Below are 17,453 nucleotides of genomic sequence, written 5' to 3'. Positions count from 1 at the left end.
GGTTCATCAAATCCGACCTGCCCGAGTTCGTCGCCAACAACGTCAAGCTGAAGATCATCGGTGACTGGCAATCGCTCGCCCCCGATATCGTCGCCATGCTCGAGGACGCGCTGGCGCAGACTGCGAACGGCAGGCAGACGCTGGCGGTCGCGCTCAACTACGGCGGCCAGCACGAGATTGCGCGCGCAGCGGCCAAGGCTGCGGCGGAAGGCGAGGTCAGCATCGAGGCCATCGCCGCGCATCTCGACACGCACGACCTGCCGCCGCTCGACCTCTTGATCCGCACCAGCGGGGAAATCCGCCTGTCGAATTTCCTGCTGTGGCAAGCGGCCTATGCGGAGATGCTGTTCGTCGATACGCTGTGGCCCGATTTCGAGCCTGCGCACCTGACGCAGGCACTCAACGACTTTGCGCGGAGGGAGCGGCGCTATGGCGGACGGTAATGCGGCACGGGTGAGGGACACGCGCGCGGGCGTGGCCGATCTGCCGGTGCGGCTCGCCTCGGCGATCGTGATGCTGGTGCTGGCAGGCGGCGCGCTGTGGCTGGGCGGGTGGTTCTGGACCGGTTTCGTGGTGCTGCTCGCCGGCGGCGTGATCTGGGAATGGAACAAGCTGATCGAGCGCTTCGGCCTGTCGGGTCTGGCCGAGACGCTGTGGTTCTTTGCCGGGGTGATCTATGTCGGCGGGGCGGCCTATGCGATGATGGTGGTTAGGAACGGACGGCAGGTGCTGCCGCTTGATCCGCTGCAATCGGGCTATGGGCCGCTGGCGGTGCTGGTCGGCTTCATCCTGCCGGTGATCGCGGTCGATGTCGGGGCCTATTTCGCAGGGCGCGCCATTGGCGGCCCGAAGATCGCGCCGAAGATCAGCCCGGCCAAGACCTGGGCGGGTTTTCTCGGCGGCGCGCTGCTCGCGGGGCTAGTGGGGGTGGCGGTGGAGCTCACCGATTTCGGCCCCGCCGCTGCGCCAGGCACCTCGATCTTCGCCATCGCGATGGCGGTGCTGGGGGGGCTGTTCATCGCGATCCTCGCACAGGCGGGCGATTTCTTCGAAAGCTGGATGAAGCGCCGCGCGGGTGTGAAGGACTCAGGGCACCTGATTCCCGGGCACGGCGGACTCTTCGACCGGCTCGACGGGTTCATTTCGGTATTCTTCACCCTGTTCGTGATCGAGCAGGCCAGGCTCCTGTGGTTGATGTTCGCGGCATGAAGCGCAGCCTCACCCTGCTAGGCGCGACCGGATCGATTGGCGCCTCGACGCTCGATCTGGTGCGGCGTAACCCGGATGCGTGGGAAGTGGAGGCGCTGACCGCGCAGTGCTCTGCGGCGGAACTGGCGGCGCTTGCGGTGGAATTCGGCGCGAAGCTCGCGGTGGTGGGTGACGAAAGTTGCCTGCCCGAACTGCGCGAAGCTTTGGGCTCAAGTGGGATCGCGGCCGCGGGTGGCCGCGCAGCACTGATCGAAGCGGCGGCGCGCCCGGTCGACATGACCGTCGCCGCCATCGTCGGCTGCGCTGGCCTCGCTCCGGTCATGGCGGCGGTGGAGCGCGGCGGCACCATCGCGCTCGCCAACAAGGAGGCGCTGGTCTCGGCCGGAGAGGTGCTGATGGAGGCGGTGACGCGCCACGGCGCCACGCTGCTGCCGACCGATTCCGAGCATAACGCGATCTTCCAATGCCTCGCCGGAAACCGCATCGAGGATGTGGCGAAGATCACTCTGACCGCGAGTGGCGGGCCGCTCAGGACATGGACGCAGGCCCAGCTTGACGCGGCGACCCCCGCCGAGGCCGTCGCCCACCCCAACTGGTCGATGGGTGCCAAGATCAGCGTCGACTCCGCGACGATGATGAACAAGGGGCTGGAATATATCGAGGCCTATCACCTCTTCCCGGTGGGGCTGGAGAAGCTCGCGATCGTGGTTCACCCGCAGAGCGTGATCCACTCGATGGTCGAATTCCGCGACCGCTCGACGCTGGCGCAGCTCGGCCCGTCCGACATGCGCGTGCCGATTGCCTCGTGTCTCGCGTGGCCCCAGCGGATGGAAACCCCGCTCAGCCCGCTCGATCTCGCCGCAATCGGCGAGCTTACCTTCTTCCAGCCCGACGAGGAGCGCTTCCCCGCCACGCGGCTCGCACGCGACGCGATCAGGGCAGGGGGCTCCGCGCCCGCGATCCTCAACGCCGCCAACGAAGTCGCGGTTGCCGCCTTCCTTGCCGGTCAGATCAGGTTCACCCGCATTGCCGCATTGGTCGAGGAGACCCTTGCGCGCAGCAATGATGCCCCGCGCCCCGCGAGCCTTGAAGAAGTGCTCGCAGTGGACCATTCCGCAAGGATGCAGGCCCAAGCCCTGCTGGAGACCCAGGCCCTTGTTTGAAAGCCCCCCTTTCTGGATGTACCTGCTCGGCTTCGTGCTGCTGCTCGGGCCGCTGGTCACCCTGCATGAACTCGGTCACTTGCTGGTCGGACGCCTGTTCGGCGTGCATGCCGAGGCTTTCTCGGTCGGCTTTGGCAAGGAGCTGGCGGGCTTCACCGACAAGCGCGGCACGCGCTGGAAGCTCTCGGTGCTCCCTTTGGGTGGTTACGTGCAGTTCAAGGGCGACATGAACCCCGCGAGCATCCCCGATCCCCATGCGCCGGTCGAGGCGGGCAGCTTTCAGGCCGCCGCCCTGTGGAAGCGCGCGCTGATCGTCGCGGCCGGGCCGGTCACCAATCTGCTGCTTGCCGTCGGCATTTTCGCGGCCTTCTTTGCGGTCATCGGCAAGCCGGTGATCGTCGGCGTCGAAGACTCGCGCACAATCGGGCAATTCGCCGAAGGCAGCGTGGCGCAAGCGGCGGGGATGAAAGTGGGCGATGTTATCGTCGCCATCGACGGTCAGGCCGTGCGCGATTTCACCGATCTGAAGACCCGGGTCGCGCTCCATCCGGGCAAGCGCATGGTCTTCACCGTCAAGCGCGGCGGCGCCGATGTCGCAATCGCCCTGACCACCGCGCGAGCGACGCGCAAGGACAGTTTCGGCAATGTCAGCACCGAAGGCCTCATCGGCATCGCGCCGGCCGGCGGCAAGTACGAGATTGAAAAGGTGGGCCTCCTCGAGGCGATCCCGCTGGGCGTCCAGCAGAGCTGGGATCTTACGGGCATGATGATCACCGGCATCCGCCAGATCGTCACCGGGGAGCGTTCGGTCAAGGAACTGGGCGGGCCGCTCAAGATCGCCAAGTATTCGGGCGAGCAGCTGAGCATGGGGGCTGCCGCCTTCATCCACTTTGCCGCGCTCATTTCGCTTAATTTGGCATTCATCAACTTCTTGCCAATCCCCGCGCTCGATGGCGGGCACCTGATGTTCTACGCGGCCGAGGCGATCCGCCGGAAACCCGTGGGACCGCAGGCGACCGAATGGGCCTATCGCACCGGGATCGTCCTGGTGTTGATGCTGATGGCGGTGGTGACGGTGAATGACATTATTTCGCTCCCGATCTTCGGCAGCTGACGCGGGTGGTGGATAGGCAAGTCAGCCCGGCGCGCGCGGCTTGACCCGCGCAAGGCACATGGGGCAGAGGCGTCGACGAGGGCAGGGCAGTGCGACACGGGGATCGCACCGGGAAGCTGGCAAGTTGCCGCAACATCTTTTGCAAATGTGCGGTGCACAGGGTTGAGAACGGGATTTTAGCAGCATGAACCGATTGAGTCAGACAGGCGGAACGCCGGTCAACTGCACTCCCGCTGCGCCGCGCAAGCCGCTGCGGCTGGCGAGTCTGCTTGCCTGCGGCTCTATCCTTGCGGGCGTGCCCTCGCTCGCCGATGCGCAGAGCCAGACCCCGCCTGCCGCGCCCGCCGGACAACCCGCATCTAATCCTGCGTCCGCCCCGGCGCAGCGAGCCGACACCATCCGCACCATCACCGTGGTCGGCGCCGAGCGGCTAGAGCCGACCACCATCCTCTCCTACATCCGCCTGCGCGTCGGTCAGGAATACACCGCTGCCGCCGCCGACGAGGCGATCAAGGACCTCGGCGCGACCGAGCTCTTCGCCAATTCCTCGATCCGCAATGATGGCGGCAATGTCGTCATCACCGTCACCGAGAACCCGGTGATCAACCGCATCGTGCTGGAAGGCAACAAGCGGATCAAGAACGACAAGATCGTGCCCGAGATCAAGCTCGCGCCGCGCCAGATCTTCACCCGTTCCAAGGTCCGCGCCGACGTTGCGCGCATCATCGAGCTCTACAAGCGCCAGGGCCGGTTCGCCGCCAAGGTCGAGCCCAAGCTGGTGCAGCTGCCGCAGAACCGCGTCGACATTGTCTTCGAGATCACCGAGGGCCCGAAGTCCAAGGTCCGCCAGATCAACATCCTCGGCAACGAGAAGTTCTCCGACGGCGAGCTGCGCGGCGAGATGGTGACCAAGCAGTCGCGCCTCACCACCTTCTTCAGCTCGAACACCAGCTACGATCCCGATCGCCTCGCCTTCGACCAGCAGAAGCTCCGGCAGTTCTACCTGACCGAGGGCTATGCCGACTTCCGCGTCGTCTCGGCGGTGGCCGAGCTGACGCCTGACCAGCGCGACTTCATCATCACCTACGTGGTCGAGGAGGGCGAGCGCTACACTTTCGGCGAGGTCAAGGTCGACAGCCAGCTGCGCGACTTCGACAGCGAGGTGATGAGCACCCAGCTGCCGATGAAGGAGGGCGATTTCTACAACGCCAAGACCGTCGAGGACACGGTCGAGCAGCTGACCGAGCTGGCGGGCCGCTTCGGCTATGCCTTCGCCGACGTCCAGCCGCGCTTCAAGCGCGATCCCGAAACCCGCAAGATGAACGTCACCTTCACCCTGCGCGAGGCGCCGCGCGTCTATGTCGAGCGGGTCGACATCAACGGCAACACCCTGACGCAGGACAAGGTCGTGCGCCGCGAGTTTCGCCTTGCCGAGGGCGACGCCTTCAACAGCCTGGCCGTGCAGCGCACCAATGCGCGCATCAATTCGCTCGCCTATTTCCAGGAGAACTTCGAGGTCAAGCAGGTCGAGGGCAGCGCGCCCGACCGCATCATCCTTGAAGCCAATGTCGAAGAGAAGCCGACCGGCGAATTGCAGTTCTCGGCGGGCTTCTCCTCGATCGAGCAGTTCATTCTGGCCGGCAGCATCCGCCAGCGGAACTTCCGCGGGCGCGGTCAGACCATCGGGCTCAGCGTCAACTATTCGCAGTTCTCGCGCTCGGCGCAGGTGAGCTTCTCCGATCCCTACATCTTCGATCGCAACATCTCCGGCGGGGTCGACATCTACCGGCGCGATTTCAACAGCTTCAACTTCACCGGCAATGATCGCAACACGACCTTCCAGCAGGCCACCACCGGCTTCTCGCTGCGCGCCGGGGTGCCGCTGACCGAGTACATGGCGCTGATCGGCAGCTACACGCTCAACTACGACGACGTCAGCCTCGACGAGAGCCTGTTCTTCTCCGACCTCAACGGCGACGGGACGCTCGAATGCGATCCGCTGCGCGCGGGCCGCTTCCTGTGCGATTCGATCGGCGAGCGGCTGAGCTCGATCGTCGGGCTCAGCCTCAGCTACAACTCGCTGAATTCGCGCGTACGCCCCTCGCGGGGCAAGACGATCTCGCTGTCGGGCGAATTCGCCGGCCTTGGCGGCGACGTGCGCTACGTGCGCTTCCGGGGCCGCGCGCAGCAGTTCTGGAACGTCGGCAATTCGGGCTTCATCTTCTCGATCCTGGCCGAGGGCGGCACCATCATCCCGCTCCAGGAGCGCGCGGGCGCGGGTGTTGACGACGTGCTGCTGACCGACCGCTTCTTCCTCGGCGAGCCGCAGTTCCGCGGCTTCGCGATCCGCGGCGTGGGCCCGCGTATCCTCACCCAGCAGTCGATCCTCGACGGCTTCAACCGGCCCGTGCTCGATGCCAGCGGCAATCCGACCTACGACACGGTCCGTCAAAACAACCGCGACGACGCGATCGGCGGACGCAACTACTATCTCGGCCGTGCCGAGCTCGAGATTCCGCTCGGTTCGGGCGCGCGCGAGCTGGGCCTCAGGCCCTCGATCTGGGCCGATGTCGGCGCGCTGTGGTCGGTGGAGACCCCGGTGCTCACGGTCAATCCGGGCGGCAATCAGCAGCGCAACACCGACGGCCAGCTGCAATACAGCACCGGCGCCTGTTCTGCGCTCGGCCCGGTCACGACCAGCGCGACCCAGGCGGACGGAACGCCCAATTGCCGTCTGATCGTAGGGGGCACCAACCTGCGCGAACTGTTCGTCGGCGACTCGCCGAGCCCGCGCATCACCGCCGGCATCGGGGTCAACTGGAACTCGCCCTTCGGACCTTTCCGCATCGACTTCGCCCAGACCATCCGCAAGGTCGAGGGTGATGACGAGCGGCGATTCACCTTCAATGTAGGAACCCAATTCTGATGACACGTCTTGCCAAATTGCTCGCGCCTGCGGGCCTGATCCTTGCTGCTGCCGCAGCCCTGCCCGCGAGCGCGCAGGTCCAGGGTAACATCGCCACAGTCGACATCCCGCGCACCATCATCGGCACCGCCGCCTTCCAGACCGCCTACGAGCAGGTCAACACGACCTACGCCCAGCAGAACGAGCTGCGCCGGACCAAGGCGCAGGAGCGGCAGACCATGCTCGCCAAGTTCGACAAGAACGGCGACAAGCAGGTCGACGATGCCGAGCAGGCGACGATGCAGAAGTCGCCCGACTTCGCCAAGCTCCAGACGCTCGAGCAGGAGATCAACGCGCTGAACAACCAGATCGACGGCGCGCGGGTGTTCGCGGTCGAGCAGATCATCGTCCAGTACCCCTCGGCGCTGCAGGACGTGACCACCAAGGACCAGATCAAGTTCGTGATCGATCCGGGTTCGCTGCTGTTCGCGCCGCCCGAGGCCGACATCACCGCCAAGGTCACCGCCGCGCTCAACACGCGCGTGCCCGCGGTCGGCGTGGTGCCGCCGTCGGGCTGGCAGCCGAGCCGCGAGGGAGTGCAGATCTACCAGGAGATCCAGCAGCGCCTGATCGCCGCCACGATCGCGCAGCAGCAGCAGGCCGCCGCCGCGCAGCAGGGCACGCCCGCCCCGGTCGATGGCCGCTGATCGCGCGCGGGAAGGCTGACCGATGAGCGAGGCAGGTAGCGCGGCGGCAGAGCCGCTCGATTACGATATTGTCAAGATCCTCAAGGCCTTGCCGCATCGCTACCCGCTGCTGTTGGTCGACCGGGTCAAGGCCATTGAGCTGGGCGAACGCATCCACGCGGTCAAAGCCGTGAGCATGAACGAGCAGTTCTTCCAGGGCCACTTCCCGGGCGCGCCGATCATGCCCGGCGTGCTCCAGATCGAGGCGCTGGCGCAGGCCGCCGGCATCCTCGGGATCGAGACGATGGAGCTCGCCGGCACCGGCAAGCTCGTCATCTTCATGGGGATCGAGAACGCCAAGTTCCGGAGCCCCGTGACCCCGGGCTGCCTGCTCGATCTGCACGTGGAATTCACCCAGAAGCGCAGCCGCGTCTACAAGTTCAAGGGTGTGGCCAGCGTCGAGGGCAAGACGACCTGTGAAGTGGAATTCACCGCAATGATGACCGACGGTATCTGAGTTGCGAGGGCGCCTCCGCGCCCTCGTCCTCGGTGCTGTTCTCTCCGCTTCGCTACGAGGCACCTGCGGCTCGGCCGCGTGGCCTTGCCGTTGCTTCGCAACCGAAGATCCTGCGAACATCTAAGGTTGCATTGGCTCGCTTTCGCCACTAAGGCGCGCGCTTCCCGTTTCATAGCTGTGCCGGTCGGAACCGGTGCTGGGCTGCAAAGGATACCGTCATGAAGGCCGAAGGGCACCCCGACTACCACATGATCACGGTCAAGATGACCGATGGCACCGAATTCCAGACCCGCTCGACCTGGGGCAAGGAAGGCGATGTGCTCGCGCTCGATATCGATCCGCTGAGCCACCCTGCCTGGACCGGTGGCAAGCAGCAGGTTTCCGAAGGCGGCCGCGTGGCGCAGTTCAACAAGCGTTTCGGCGGGCTCAGCCTCAAGAACAAGTAAGCTTATCCAAGCTGCGCGGGCTTCGGCCCGCAACGAGGGAGGCGGGCCGACGGGCTCGCCTTTTTCGTTTGCGCGCTCACCCCTCCCAGCGCCGCTCGCGGTACCACTTGGTGATGACGTATTTGACGCCCTTTCGCACCTTCATCCCGTGGTGCAGCGTTGCCGGGTTCACCGCTCCGCCGGGCAGGCGGTTGTTCCAGCACAGCAGCTTGCCTGCCTCGGGCTGAAAGGTCTTGTCGATCAGCTTGAAGCGCGTCGCGCCGCCTGCGTCGACGTCGTTGAGATAGACCATGAAAGTCCAGGTCCGGTTGCCCGACAGCGCGCAGAACTTCTGAAAGTCCCGCCCGCCGGGGGTGAAGTAGTCGGTGTGCGCCTTGAACTCCTGCCCCTCGGCATAGCGCTGGCCCTGCAAGGGTTCGCCGTAGGCGGGGTCGATGCCGGACAGCTCGGTCAGCAGCGTCTCGATCCGCTGCACCGCAGGCAAGCCGGCATCCAGATCGCAGGTCTCGCTGGTGCGGAAATAGGCGTCCCCGTTGTCGTCGGCGATGGTCGAGGGGCGGCGGCCCGCGTCGATCAGCGCGATCAGCTCGGCCGCCAGATCCGGCGCGACGAATCGCTTGTGCTGGAACACGGCGGCCTTGGGAGTCGGTACGCGCTGCATGGCGGGATGCGCGGCGAGGCGGTCGGCGATGGATTCGCTTGCGGATTCGCTTGGGGCAGTCATGGCGGCGCGGACAATAGAAGCGCCCGTCCGCGAGGCAACGCTTTTGGGGCGGCGTAACAATCTTGCGCGCTGGGCTGCTCCGCGCAGTTTTCGCTTCCCTTGGAACGGGCTTTGTGCAAGAGGCGCCCCTCCCTTGCCGCAGGCCTTGACGGTGCGGCTGCCATGCGTCAACCGCCTCGCTTCGCGCGGGCTTGGCAGCGACCGAAATGGTGGTATGCGGGCAGGGGCGTGTGGCGATCATAGCTCAGCTGGTTAGAGCGCCGGTTTGTGGTACCGGAGGTCGTGGGTTCGAGCCCCATTGGTCGCCCCATTTCCCCCCTTGTTGCGTGAATGGCACGTCCGCGCCGCGTCTGCGCGCGCGGCAGGGGAGACGAGATGACCGCATTCTGGGCCGAGCCCGATTTCGACGCGCACGAATCCGTGACGCTGGTCCACGACCGGGCGAGCGGGCTGACGGCCATCATCGCGGTGCATTCGACCCACCTCGGCCCCTCGGCCGGCGGCACGCGCTTCTGGCATTATAGCGATCCTGCCGGCGCGATGCGCGATGCGCTGCGGCTGTCGCGGGGCATGAGCTACAAGAACGCGATGGCGGGCCTGCCGATGGGCGGCGGCAAGGCGGTGATCCTTGCCGATGAACAACGCATCAAGACCCCCGCGATGCTCGCCGCCTTCGGGGATGCCGTCGAGGCGCTCGGCGGGCGTTACGTGACCGCCGAGGACGTCGGCATTTCGGAAGCCGACATGGTCGCGGTCGCGCAGCGCACCGCGCATGTTTCGGGCCTGCCGGTGGAGGGCGAGGGCTCGGCGGGCGGCGATCCGGGGCCGTTCACGGCTTATGGCATCTATCTCGGCATCAAGGCGGCGGCGGCGCACAAGCTTGGCAAGGACAGCCTCGCGGGCGTCCACGTCGCGGTGCAGGGCACGGGCTCGGTCGGCGGCGGCGTTGCCCGCCTGCTGGCCCGCGACGGCGCCAAGCTGACGCTTGCCGACATCAACGAAGCGCGCGCCGCTGCGCTCGCCGCCGAACTTGGCGGCGTGGCGGTTGCCTCGGACGCAATCATGGCGACGCCGTGCGATGTCTTCAGCCCCAATGCGCTTGGCGCGATCCTCGATGATACCGGGATCGCCGCGCTCGACTGCACGATCGTCGCGGGCGGGGCGAACAACCAGCTCGCGCGCCCGGAACACGGCGCGAAGCTGGCGGCGCGCGGCATTCTCTACGCGCCCGACTATGTCATCAACGCCGGCGGCATCATCTCGGTCGCGACCGAATACCTCGCCCGCCGCGAGGGCCGGGTAGGCGATGTTGCCGAGGTCAACGCGCTGGTCGCGCAGATCCCCGGGCGGCTCGAATCGATCTGGCAGGAGAGCGCCGCGAGCGGCCTCACGTCCGACGTGGTTGCCGACCGGATGGCGCAAAAGCTGATCGGGCGGGGCTGAGGCCCGGGGGCGGCCAGCGGGAACAATTCCGCTGCGCCGCCATTTGCGCTCTTGTCGGGAACGGGTGTAAGGCTACAAGCCGCCCCGACAGCCAAACCCATGCACATCTACGCCAACCCCACCCGATTTCTCGCCCTCGCAAAGTGGCTGATGCCGCTCCTGTTCTGGAGCGGTCTGGCGCTGTCGCTGGGCGCCGTCGCATGGGGCCTGTTCATGGTCCCGCCCGACCGCCTGATGGGCGAGACGGTGCGGATCCTGTTCATCCACGTGCCCGCCGCATGGCTGGGCATGGGGGGCTGGGCGGGGATCGCGATTTCCTCGGCCATGCTGCTGATCTGGAAGCACCCGCTCGCCGCCATTGCCGCGCGGGCGATTGCGGTGCCGGGGATGGTGTTCTGCGCGGTGTGCCTTGCCACCGGCTCGATCTGGGGCCGCCCGACCTGGGGCACCTGGTGGGAGTGGGACGGGCGGCTGACCTCCATGCTGGTGCTGCTGTTCCTCTACGCAGGCTACATCGCCCTGACCGAGGCGGCGAACCGCGAGGGGTCTTCGGACAAGATCGCCGCGATTTTCGGCCTGGTCGGCGCGGTCAATGTGCCGATCATCAACCGCTCCGTGGTGTGGTGGAACTCGCTCCACCAGCCGCCGAGCATCACCGCGGGCAAGAGCGCGATCGAGGCGACCTTCCTCGTGCCGCTGCTGGTGGCGGTGGTGGGCTTCTCGCTATTGTTCGGCGCGATCGTGCTGATGCGAATGCGGGCACTGATTGCGCAGCAGCAGGTCGAGGCGCGCCTGCGCCGCCGTGCGCTGGATGACGATGCGGCGCTCCCGCCTGCCATGGCGGAGCAGGCCTGATGCGCGAGGACCTCAACCAGTGGGATTTCGTGTGGCTCGCCTATGGCGTCGCGGCGGTTGCACTCATCGCACTTGTCATCTGGGCGTGGCGCGCGATGGTGCGCGCCGAAGCGCGGCGTGATGCCACCCGGCGCCGCTGAGAGGGACGTATGAAAGCCAAGCATCAACGTCTTGTTCTGGTGATCATCGCGCTCCTCGCTATCGTCGGCGCGGGTCTGCTCGCGGCGTGGTCCCTGCGCAATCAGGCCAATTACTTCTACCTGCCCGAACAGATGGCCGCCACGCCCCCCGAGGTCGGGCAGGCGGTTCGGCTTGGCGGGATGGTGCAGAAGGGCTCGCTGGTTACCGAGGCGGACGGGGTGACGGTCAACTTCAAGGTCACCGGCAACACGGCCGACGCCATTCCGGTGCGCTACAGCGGCATCCTCCCCGATCTCTTCGTCGAGGGCTCGGGCGTGGTCGCGGAGGGCAGCATCGGGCCGGACGGGGTGTTCAAGGCGACCAACCTGCTCGCCAAGCATGACGAGAATTACGTGCCCAAGGAGCTTGAGGGCATGGGCACCGACGCGGCCGCCAAGATGGCCGCCGATACGACGGTGGGGCTCGAGTAGCGCATGGAACGCAAGGTGAGGGCCAAGCTATGATTGCCGAGATTGGCCTGGCTGCCCTGTGGCTCGCCGCCGCGCTCGCCGTGCTCCAAATGGTCTCGGGTGCCGCTTCGTTGCGGGCTGCGCCGGGCGAGGCCAATGCGCTGGCGATCTACGCGCGGCCTGCCGCAGTGGTGCAGGCCTTCCTCGCGGTGCTCGCGTTCCTGCTGCTGCTGCGCGCCTTTGCGGTCACCGACCTGTCGATCAAGCTGGTGGCGACCAATTCGCATTCGATGAAGCCGTTCATCTACAAGCTGACCGGCACCTGGGGGAACCACGAGGGCTCAATGCTGCTGTGGGTCGGCGTGCTGGCGGCCTCGGGAGGCCTGCTGGCGGCGTTCGAGAAGCGCCTGCCGGAGCGCACCATGGGCGCAACGCTGGCCGTTCAGGGCTTCGTGGCGCTGGGCTTTTATGCCTTCCTGCTGCTGTCTTCCAACCCCTTCGAGCGCCTGCCGGTGCCCGCGGTGGAGGGCAACGGCCTCAACCCGCTGCTGCAGGACATCGGCCTCGCGATCCACCCCCCGACGCTGTACGCCGGTTATGTCGGGTTGTCGGTCGCCTTCAGCCTTGCAATGGGCGCGTTGATGACGCGCGAGGTCAATCCCGCCTTCGCCCGCGTGATGCGCCCCTGGGTGCTGGGCGCATGGGTGCTGCTGACGCTGGGGATCACGGCAGGCTCCTACTGGGCCTATTACGAGCTTGGCTGGGGCGGCTGGTGGTTCTGGGACCCGGTCGAGAACGCCTCGCTGATGCCGTGGCTCGCCGCGACCGCGCTGATGCATTCGGTGAGCGTGCTGGCCGCGCGCGATGCCTTGCGCACGTGGACGATCATGCTCGGCGTGCTCGCCTTCTCTATGTCGATGCTCGGCACTTTCCTTGTGCGCTCGGGCGTGCTGACGAGCGTCCATGCCTTTGCGGTCGATCCTGAACGCGGAGCCTTCATCCTCGCCCTGCTCGGGCTCTATATCGGCGGGGCCTTCACCATCTTCGCCTTGCGCGCAGGTGCCGTCGCCGAGGGCAAGCGCTTTGCCGCCGCCAGCCGCGAAGGCGCGCTGGTGTTCAACAATGTGATGCTCTCGGCGATCCTCGCAATCGTGCTGCTCGGCACGCTCTACCCGCTGCTGACCGAGGCCTTCAATGTGCGCGTCAGCGTCGGCCCGCCCTATTTCAACCCGGCGGGCGCGATCTTCGCGATCCCGATGCTGCTGGTGATGGCGGTCGGGCCGCTGCTGCGCTGGAAGAGCGACAAGCCGGCGCGCATCCAGTTCGAGCTGATGCTGATCGCCGCGCTGGTGATCGGGGTGATCGCACTGGTGAGCTTCTTCGGCCAGTTTCCGCTGCTGCCGCTGCTCGGCCTCGGCCTTGCCGCGGCGCTGGCAGTCGCCGCTGTCCTGCCCCTGCGTGGTCGCAAGCTCGTACGCGTGCCGTTGTCGACTTGGGGCATGGTCGTTGCCCATTTCGGTATCGCTGTCTCGCTGTTCGGCATGGCCTGCGAGGGCGCTTTCTCCGAGGAGCGCCTCGCCGCAGTCGCGCCCGGCGGCACCGAGCAGATCGGCGATTTCGCGGTAACGCTCGAAGCCGTCACGCCGATCGCCGGCCCCAACTGGACCGCGATGGAGGCGCGGCTGGCGGTGCGTCAGGATGGCGGCGAACCGGTGTTCCTCACCCCTCAGGCGCGCAGCTTCTGGTCGCCGCCGCAATCGACTTCGGAAAGCGCGCTGCTCACCAAGTGGAACGGCCAGCTTTACGCCGTGATCGGCAATCAGGCCGAGGACGGGCGCTGGCAGATCCGCATCTGGTGGAAGCCTTTCGTGACCTTCATCTGGTATGGCGGGCTGCTGATCGGGCTCGGCGGCATTCTCGCCATTGCCGGCCGCTTGGGGGTCGATCTGAAGCGCCGCAGCGCCACCGCCAAGGGCGCGCAGCGCCGCGCCGACGTCGAAGCGCTGGGCGGTTCCGGGGGCGTCCCCGCGCCCCAGCCGGCGGAGTAGACGCGCCATGCGCAAGCTCTCCTTGTGGATCCCGCTCGCGCTGTTCGCCTTCTTCGCGGGGCTGGCCGCCTATATGCTGACGCAGGAGAAGGACCAGTTCGTCGAGAGCACGATGATCGGCCAGCCGCTGCCGGCCTTCGCGCTCGATCCGGCTGTCGACGGCCTGCCCGGTGCATCCAAGGCCGACTTCACCGGCAGGCCGAAGCTCCTCAACATCTGGGCCAGCTGGTGCACGCCCTGCATCGCCGAGGCCCCGCAGCTCGAAGCGCTGAAGCGGCAGGGCGTCGAGATCATCGGCATCGCGATCCGCGACAAGCCCGCCGACGCCGCCAATTTCCTGAACCGCTACGGCAACCCCTATACCCGTATCGGCAGCGACCGGATCTCCGAGGTGCAGCTCGCGATCGGTTCGTCGGGCGTCCCCGAGACCTTCGTGATCGATGCCAAGGGCGTCATCCGCTATCAGAAGATCGGCGATATCCGCCCCGAGGATGTGCCCGTGCTGCTCGCGGAACTGGAGAAGGCGCAATGATCCGCTGGCTGTTCGCGCTCGTGCTCGCCGTCTTGGCGGTGCCGCTTGCCGCGCAGGATTCGATGCCGCCTGCGCCTTACGCCTATAACCAGCTCGCCGACGAGAAGCTCGAGGCCGAGGCCGCCGCGCTGATGCAGACGCTGCGCTGCCTCAAGTGCCAGTCGCAGTCGATTGCCGACAGCGACGCGCCGATGGCGGGCGACATGCGCCATCAGGTGCGTGCCCGCATCCTTGCCGGTGAAAGCCCGGAAGCGATCCGCGGCTGGCTGATCGCGCGCTATGGCGACTATGTCAGCTACGAGCCCGAGGTGAGCAGCACCACCTGGCCGCTTTTCGCTATTCCGGTGCTGGTGATCCTGATCGTGGCTGGCGTGCTGCTGCGGCGGCTCGGCAAGCGGCGCGATGATGATGCCGGAGCAAAGGCATGAACGGCGAGATGTTCGGCGCTTGGCTCGCGGTGGCTGCGCTGACGCTGGCGGCCTTCGCCTTTGCGGTGCTGGTGATGAAGCTCCCCCGCCACGGGTTGACGCTGTTCGGCGCGGCGCTGGTGTTCGGGCTTGCGGGCTATGCCTGGCAGGGCTCGCCCGGCGTGCCCTCCGCGCCCAAGGCGCAGGCGCAGCAGCTCGGCGAGCAGGGCGAGGAGATGGTCGAGGGCCGCGCCGCGCTGTTTGATCGGACGCGCCCGCCCGACTATCTCGTCACCTCCGATGCCTTTGCGCGCCAGGGTCGCTTCGGCGATGCCGCCGGCCTGCTGCAGAAGGGGCTGAAGGACAATCCCAATGACCTCGAAGGGTGGCTCGCGCTCGGCCTCGCGCTGGTCGGCCATGCCGACGGCTTCGTGACGCCTGCCGCGGTGCAGGCCTTCGGCCGCGCCGATGCGATCAACCCGCGCCACCCCGGCGCGGCCTATTTCCTCGGCAATGCCTATCTCCAGAGCGGCGAGATCGTCGCGGCGCGCAATGTCTGGAAGGGCCTCCTTGAGCGCTCGCCCCCCGATGCGCCGTGGCGCGAGGGACTGGCGGCGGACGTCGCGCGGCTCGACGATATGATCGCGCGCGCGCCGATGCTACAGGGCCAATAGACGCTTCTCGCGCGATTGGCCGCGCGAGACCGTCATGTGTCAAATCGCGGGGCTATATTGCGGCTGCGAATGCGCGGTGCTAGGCGCGCCCCCTTATCGGCGCTGAGTCTGACGCGCCGCTTGGGCAGTACCGGGGGGATACGGGAAATCCGTTATTTATGAGCAGCACCGCAGTCACCTCCACCGACGACACCTCCGGTGCCGCATCCGGGCCAGACCATGGCCATAGCCACGGCCATACCGGCTCCCCCCTGACGCTGGCGATCGGCGCGATCGGAGTCGTGTTCGGCGACATTGGCACCAGCCCGCTCTACGCCTTCCGCGAGACCTTCGCTTCGCACAACGGCGCGCCCGGCATCTCGCCCGATGTCGATCACATTCACGGAGTGCTGAGCCTGGTGTTCTGGTCGATGATGATGGTGGTGACGGTCAAATATGTCATCACCATCATGCGCGCCGATAATGGTGGCGAGGGCGGGAGCCTGGCGCTGCTGGCGCTGATCAAGCGCACCTCGTCCAAGGCCGGGTGGACCGCGCCGCTGATCCTGCTCGGCGTCTTCGCCACCGCGCTGTTCTACGGCGACAGCATGATCACTCCGGCGATCTCGGTGCTCTCGGCCACCGAGGGGCTGCAATATATCGTCCCCGGCTTCAAGCCGTGGATCGTGCCGACCGCGGTCGCGATCCTGTTCGGTCTGTTCGCGATCCAGTCGCGCGGCACCGATCGGGTGGGCAAGCTGTTCGGCCCGATCATGCTGACCTATTTCGCCATGCTCGCGGTGCTCGGCGTGATGCACCTGACCGCCGACCCTTCCATCATCCTTGCGACGATCAATCCGGTCAACGCATTGAGGTTCTTTGCCGCCGACGGCTTTGTCGCCTTCGTCGCGCTTGGGAGCGTGGTGCTGGCGGTCACCGGGGCCGAGGCGCTCTATGCGGACATGGGGCATTTCGGCCGCAAACCTATCGGCATCTCGTGGCTGACCTTCGTCTACCCCGCGCTGATGCTCAACTACATGGGGCAGGGCGCGCTGATCCTGTCGCAGACTTCGCCCGAGGCGGCGGCGGCACTGGTCAAGGACCCGTTCTTCCTGATGATCCCCGACATGGTGCGCGTGCCGGTGATCATTCTTGCGCTGCTGGCCACTATCATCGCCAGCCAGGCAGTTATCTCGGGCGCGTTCAGCCTCACCCAGCAGGCGATCCAGCTGGGCTTCATCCCGCGCATGGAGATCCGCCACACCAGCGCCGCAGCCGCGGGGCAGATCTATATCCCGGTGGTCAACTGGGGCCTGATGGTGATGGTGATCCTGCTCGTCCTGTTCTTCCAGTCGTCGAGCAACCTTGCCGCGGCCTATGGCATCGCGGTGACCGGCGCGATGTTCATCGACACGCTCTTGCTGGCCGCTGTGCTGTTCTCGCTGTGGAAGTGGCCGCTATGGAAGGGCCTGCCGCTGGTGATCACCTTCCTCATCGTCGACATAGCCTATTTCGGCGCGAACCTCATCAAGGTGCCGCAGGGCGGGTGGGTGCCGCTGATGATCGGCGGGGTCATCTTCACCCTGCTCACCACCTGGTCGAAGGGCCGCGAACTGATGCGCGCGAGCATGGCCGAGGGTACGCTGCCGATCGAGATCTTCGCCAAGAGCGCGCACAATTCCTCGACCCGCGTGCCGGGCACGGCTGTGTTCATGGCCTCGACCAATTCGGGCGTGCCCTCCGCGCTGCTCCACAACATCAAGCACAACAAGGTGCTGCACGAACGCGTGCTGATCCTCACCGTGCAGGTGCGCGGCATGCCCTATGTCGAGGAATCTGCGCGCTACGAATGCAAGAGCCTTGGCAACGGGTTCTACCGGGTGACGATCTATTGCGGCTTCCTCGAGGAGACCGACGTGCCCAAGCTGCTGGGCACGCTCGACCTGTGCGACGGGGCCTTCGACATGATGCAGACGAGCTTCTTCCTGTCGCGCCAGACGCTGCTGCCTTCGAGCAAGCCCGGCATGGCGATCTGGCGCGAGAAGCTGTTCGCGTGGATGCTGCGCAATGCCGCAAGCGCGATGGCGTTCTTCCGCCTGCCCACCAACCGCGTGGTCGAGCTGGGGAGCCAGGTGGAGATCTAGCCCCCACCGCCGTTATC

The 17,453-nt window shown here is 66.5% G+C and carries 18 protein-coding genes and 1 tRNA gene; 18 read left to right on the top strand and 1 reads right to left on the bottom strand.

What is annotated here, in order from left to right; genetic code table 11:
* The 8 genes from uppS to rpmE form a co-directional block, all read left to right on the top strand.
* A partial coding sequence (gene uppS / locus NBV68_RS04060; RefSeq protein ID WP_296307450.1) for a polyprenyl diphosphate synthase occupies positions 1 to 443 on the top strand: 443 nt, incomplete at its 5' end.
* Positions 430 to 1,209, top strand: a complete 780-nt coding sequence (locus tag NBV68_RS04055; RefSeq protein ID WP_296307449.1) for a phosphatidate cytidylyltransferase — start codon at positions 430 to 432, stop codon at positions 1,207 to 1,209. The genes uppS and NBV68_RS04055, both read left to right, overlap by 14 nt.
* Complete coding sequence (gene dxr / locus NBV68_RS04050) at positions 1,206 to 2,372, top strand: 1-deoxy-D-xylulose-5-phosphate reductoisomerase (protein ID WP_296307448.1); 1,167 nt, start codon at positions 1,206 to 1,208, stop codon at positions 2,370 to 2,372. The genes NBV68_RS04055 and dxr overlap by 4 nt, the downstream gene beginning before the upstream one ends.
* A 16-nt stretch (positions 2,373 to 2,388) precedes the next feature.
* Positions 2,389 to 3,486, top strand: a complete 1,098-nt coding sequence (rseP, locus tag NBV68_RS04045; protein WP_296307452.1) for an RIP metalloprotease RseP — start codon at positions 2,389 to 2,391, stop codon at positions 3,484 to 3,486.
* Between the two features lie 184 nt (positions 3,487 to 3,670).
* Entirely contained in the window at positions 3,671 to 6,412 is a 2,742-nt protein-coding gene (bamA, locus tag NBV68_RS04040) for an outer membrane protein assembly factor BamA (protein WP_296307446.1), read from the top strand.
* Entirely contained in the window at positions 6,412 to 7,098 is a 687-nt protein-coding gene (locus NBV68_RS04035) for an OmpH family outer membrane protein (protein WP_296307445.1), read from the top strand. The genes bamA and NBV68_RS04035 overlap by 1 nt, the downstream gene beginning before the upstream one ends.
* Before the next feature lie 22 nt (positions 7,099 to 7,120).
* The gene (gene fabZ, locus NBV68_RS04030; protein WP_296307443.1) at positions 7,121 to 7,594 is read left to right on the top strand and encodes a 3-hydroxyacyl-ACP dehydratase FabZ; all 474 of its coding nucleotides are present in this window, start codon (positions 7,121 to 7,123) and stop codon (positions 7,592 to 7,594) included.
* A 218-nt stretch (positions 7,595 to 7,812) separates the two neighbouring features.
* The gene (gene rpmE / locus NBV68_RS04025; protein ID WP_285710887.1) at positions 7,813 to 8,040 is read left to right on the top strand and encodes a 50S ribosomal protein L31; all 228 of its coding nucleotides are present in this window, start codon (positions 7,813 to 7,815) and stop codon (positions 8,038 to 8,040) included.
* Between the two features lie 76 nt (positions 8,041 to 8,116).
* On the opposite strand, the gene NBV68_RS04020 is transcribed toward rpmE, so the two are convergent.
* Positions 8,117 to 8,764: a 2OG-Fe(II) oxygenase gene (locus NBV68_RS04020; protein WP_296307439.1), complete on the bottom strand. Its 648-nt coding sequence runs from the start codon at positions 8,762 to 8,764 to the stop codon at positions 8,117 to 8,119.
* Positions 8,765 to 8,997: 233 nt separating this feature from the next.
* Between NBV68_RS04020 and NBV68_RS04015 the strand changes: the two genes are divergently transcribed.
* From NBV68_RS04015 to NBV68_RS03970, 10 genes are all read left to right on the top strand, one after another.
* A tRNA-His gene (locus NBV68_RS04015) sits at positions 8,998 to 9,074 on the top strand.
* 65 nt (positions 9,075 to 9,139) lie between these two features.
* Complete coding sequence (locus tag NBV68_RS04010; RefSeq protein ID WP_296307438.1) at positions 9,140 to 10,207, top strand: Glu/Leu/Phe/Val dehydrogenase dimerization domain-containing protein; 1,068 nt, start codon at positions 9,140 to 9,142, stop codon at positions 10,205 to 10,207.
* Positions 10,208 to 10,306: 99 nt separating this feature from the next.
* A complete protein-coding gene (ccmC, locus tag NBV68_RS04005) occupies positions 10,307 to 11,062 on the top strand; it encodes a heme ABC transporter permease CcmC (RefSeq protein WP_296307437.1) in 756 nt (251 codons plus the stop codon).
* Positions 11,062 to 11,202 carry a heme exporter protein CcmD gene (locus NBV68_RS04000; protein ID WP_296307436.1) on the top strand — a complete coding sequence of 47 codons (141 nt, stop codon included), beginning with the start codon at positions 11,062 to 11,064 and terminating at the stop codon, positions 11,200 to 11,202. Before ccmC ends, NBV68_RS04000 begins: the two co-directional genes overlap by 1 nt.
* Before the next feature lie 9 nt (positions 11,203 to 11,211).
* Positions 11,212 to 11,673, top strand: coding sequence for a cytochrome c maturation protein CcmE (gene ccmE / locus NBV68_RS03995; protein ID WP_296307435.1), 462 nt, complete (start codon positions 11,212 to 11,214; stop codon positions 11,671 to 11,673).
* A gap of 29 nt (positions 11,674 to 11,702) precedes the next feature.
* The gene (locus tag NBV68_RS03990; RefSeq protein WP_296307434.1) at positions 11,703 to 13,700 is read left to right on the top strand and encodes a heme lyase CcmF/NrfE family subunit; all 1,998 of its coding nucleotides are present in this window, start codon (positions 11,703 to 11,705) and stop codon (positions 13,698 to 13,700) included.
* Positions 13,701 to 13,707: 7 nt separating this feature from the next.
* Entirely contained in the window at positions 13,708 to 14,232 is a 525-nt protein-coding gene (locus tag NBV68_RS03985; protein ID WP_296307432.1) for a DsbE family thiol:disulfide interchange protein, read from the top strand.
* Complete coding sequence (locus NBV68_RS03980; protein WP_296307431.1) at positions 14,229 to 14,660, top strand: cytochrome c-type biogenesis protein; 432 nt, start codon at positions 14,229 to 14,231, stop codon at positions 14,658 to 14,660. The genes NBV68_RS03985 and NBV68_RS03980 overlap by 4 nt, the downstream gene beginning before the upstream one ends.
* On the top strand, positions 14,657 to 15,313 hold the full coding sequence (locus tag NBV68_RS03975) for a tetratricopeptide repeat protein (RefSeq protein ID WP_296307429.1): 657 nt from the start codon (positions 14,657 to 14,659) through the stop codon (positions 15,311 to 15,313). The genes NBV68_RS03980 and NBV68_RS03975 overlap by 4 nt, the downstream gene beginning before the upstream one ends.
* Positions 15,314 to 15,471: 158 nt before the next feature.
* Positions 15,472 to 17,436 (top strand): potassium transporter Kup, encoded by a 1,965-nt coding sequence (locus NBV68_RS03970; protein WP_296307428.1) that lies wholly within the window; start codon positions 15,472 to 15,474, stop codon positions 17,434 to 17,436.
* Positions 17,437 to 17,453 lie beyond the last annotated feature (17 nt).

Source organism: Erythrobacter sp. (assembly GCF_023653175.1).
Classification (GTDB): Bacteria; Pseudomonadota; Alphaproteobacteria; order Sphingomonadales; family Sphingomonadaceae; genus Erythrobacter.
The sequence above is the reverse complement of the archived record's forward strand: the minus strand, read 5'-3'. Positions and strand labels throughout refer to the sequence as shown.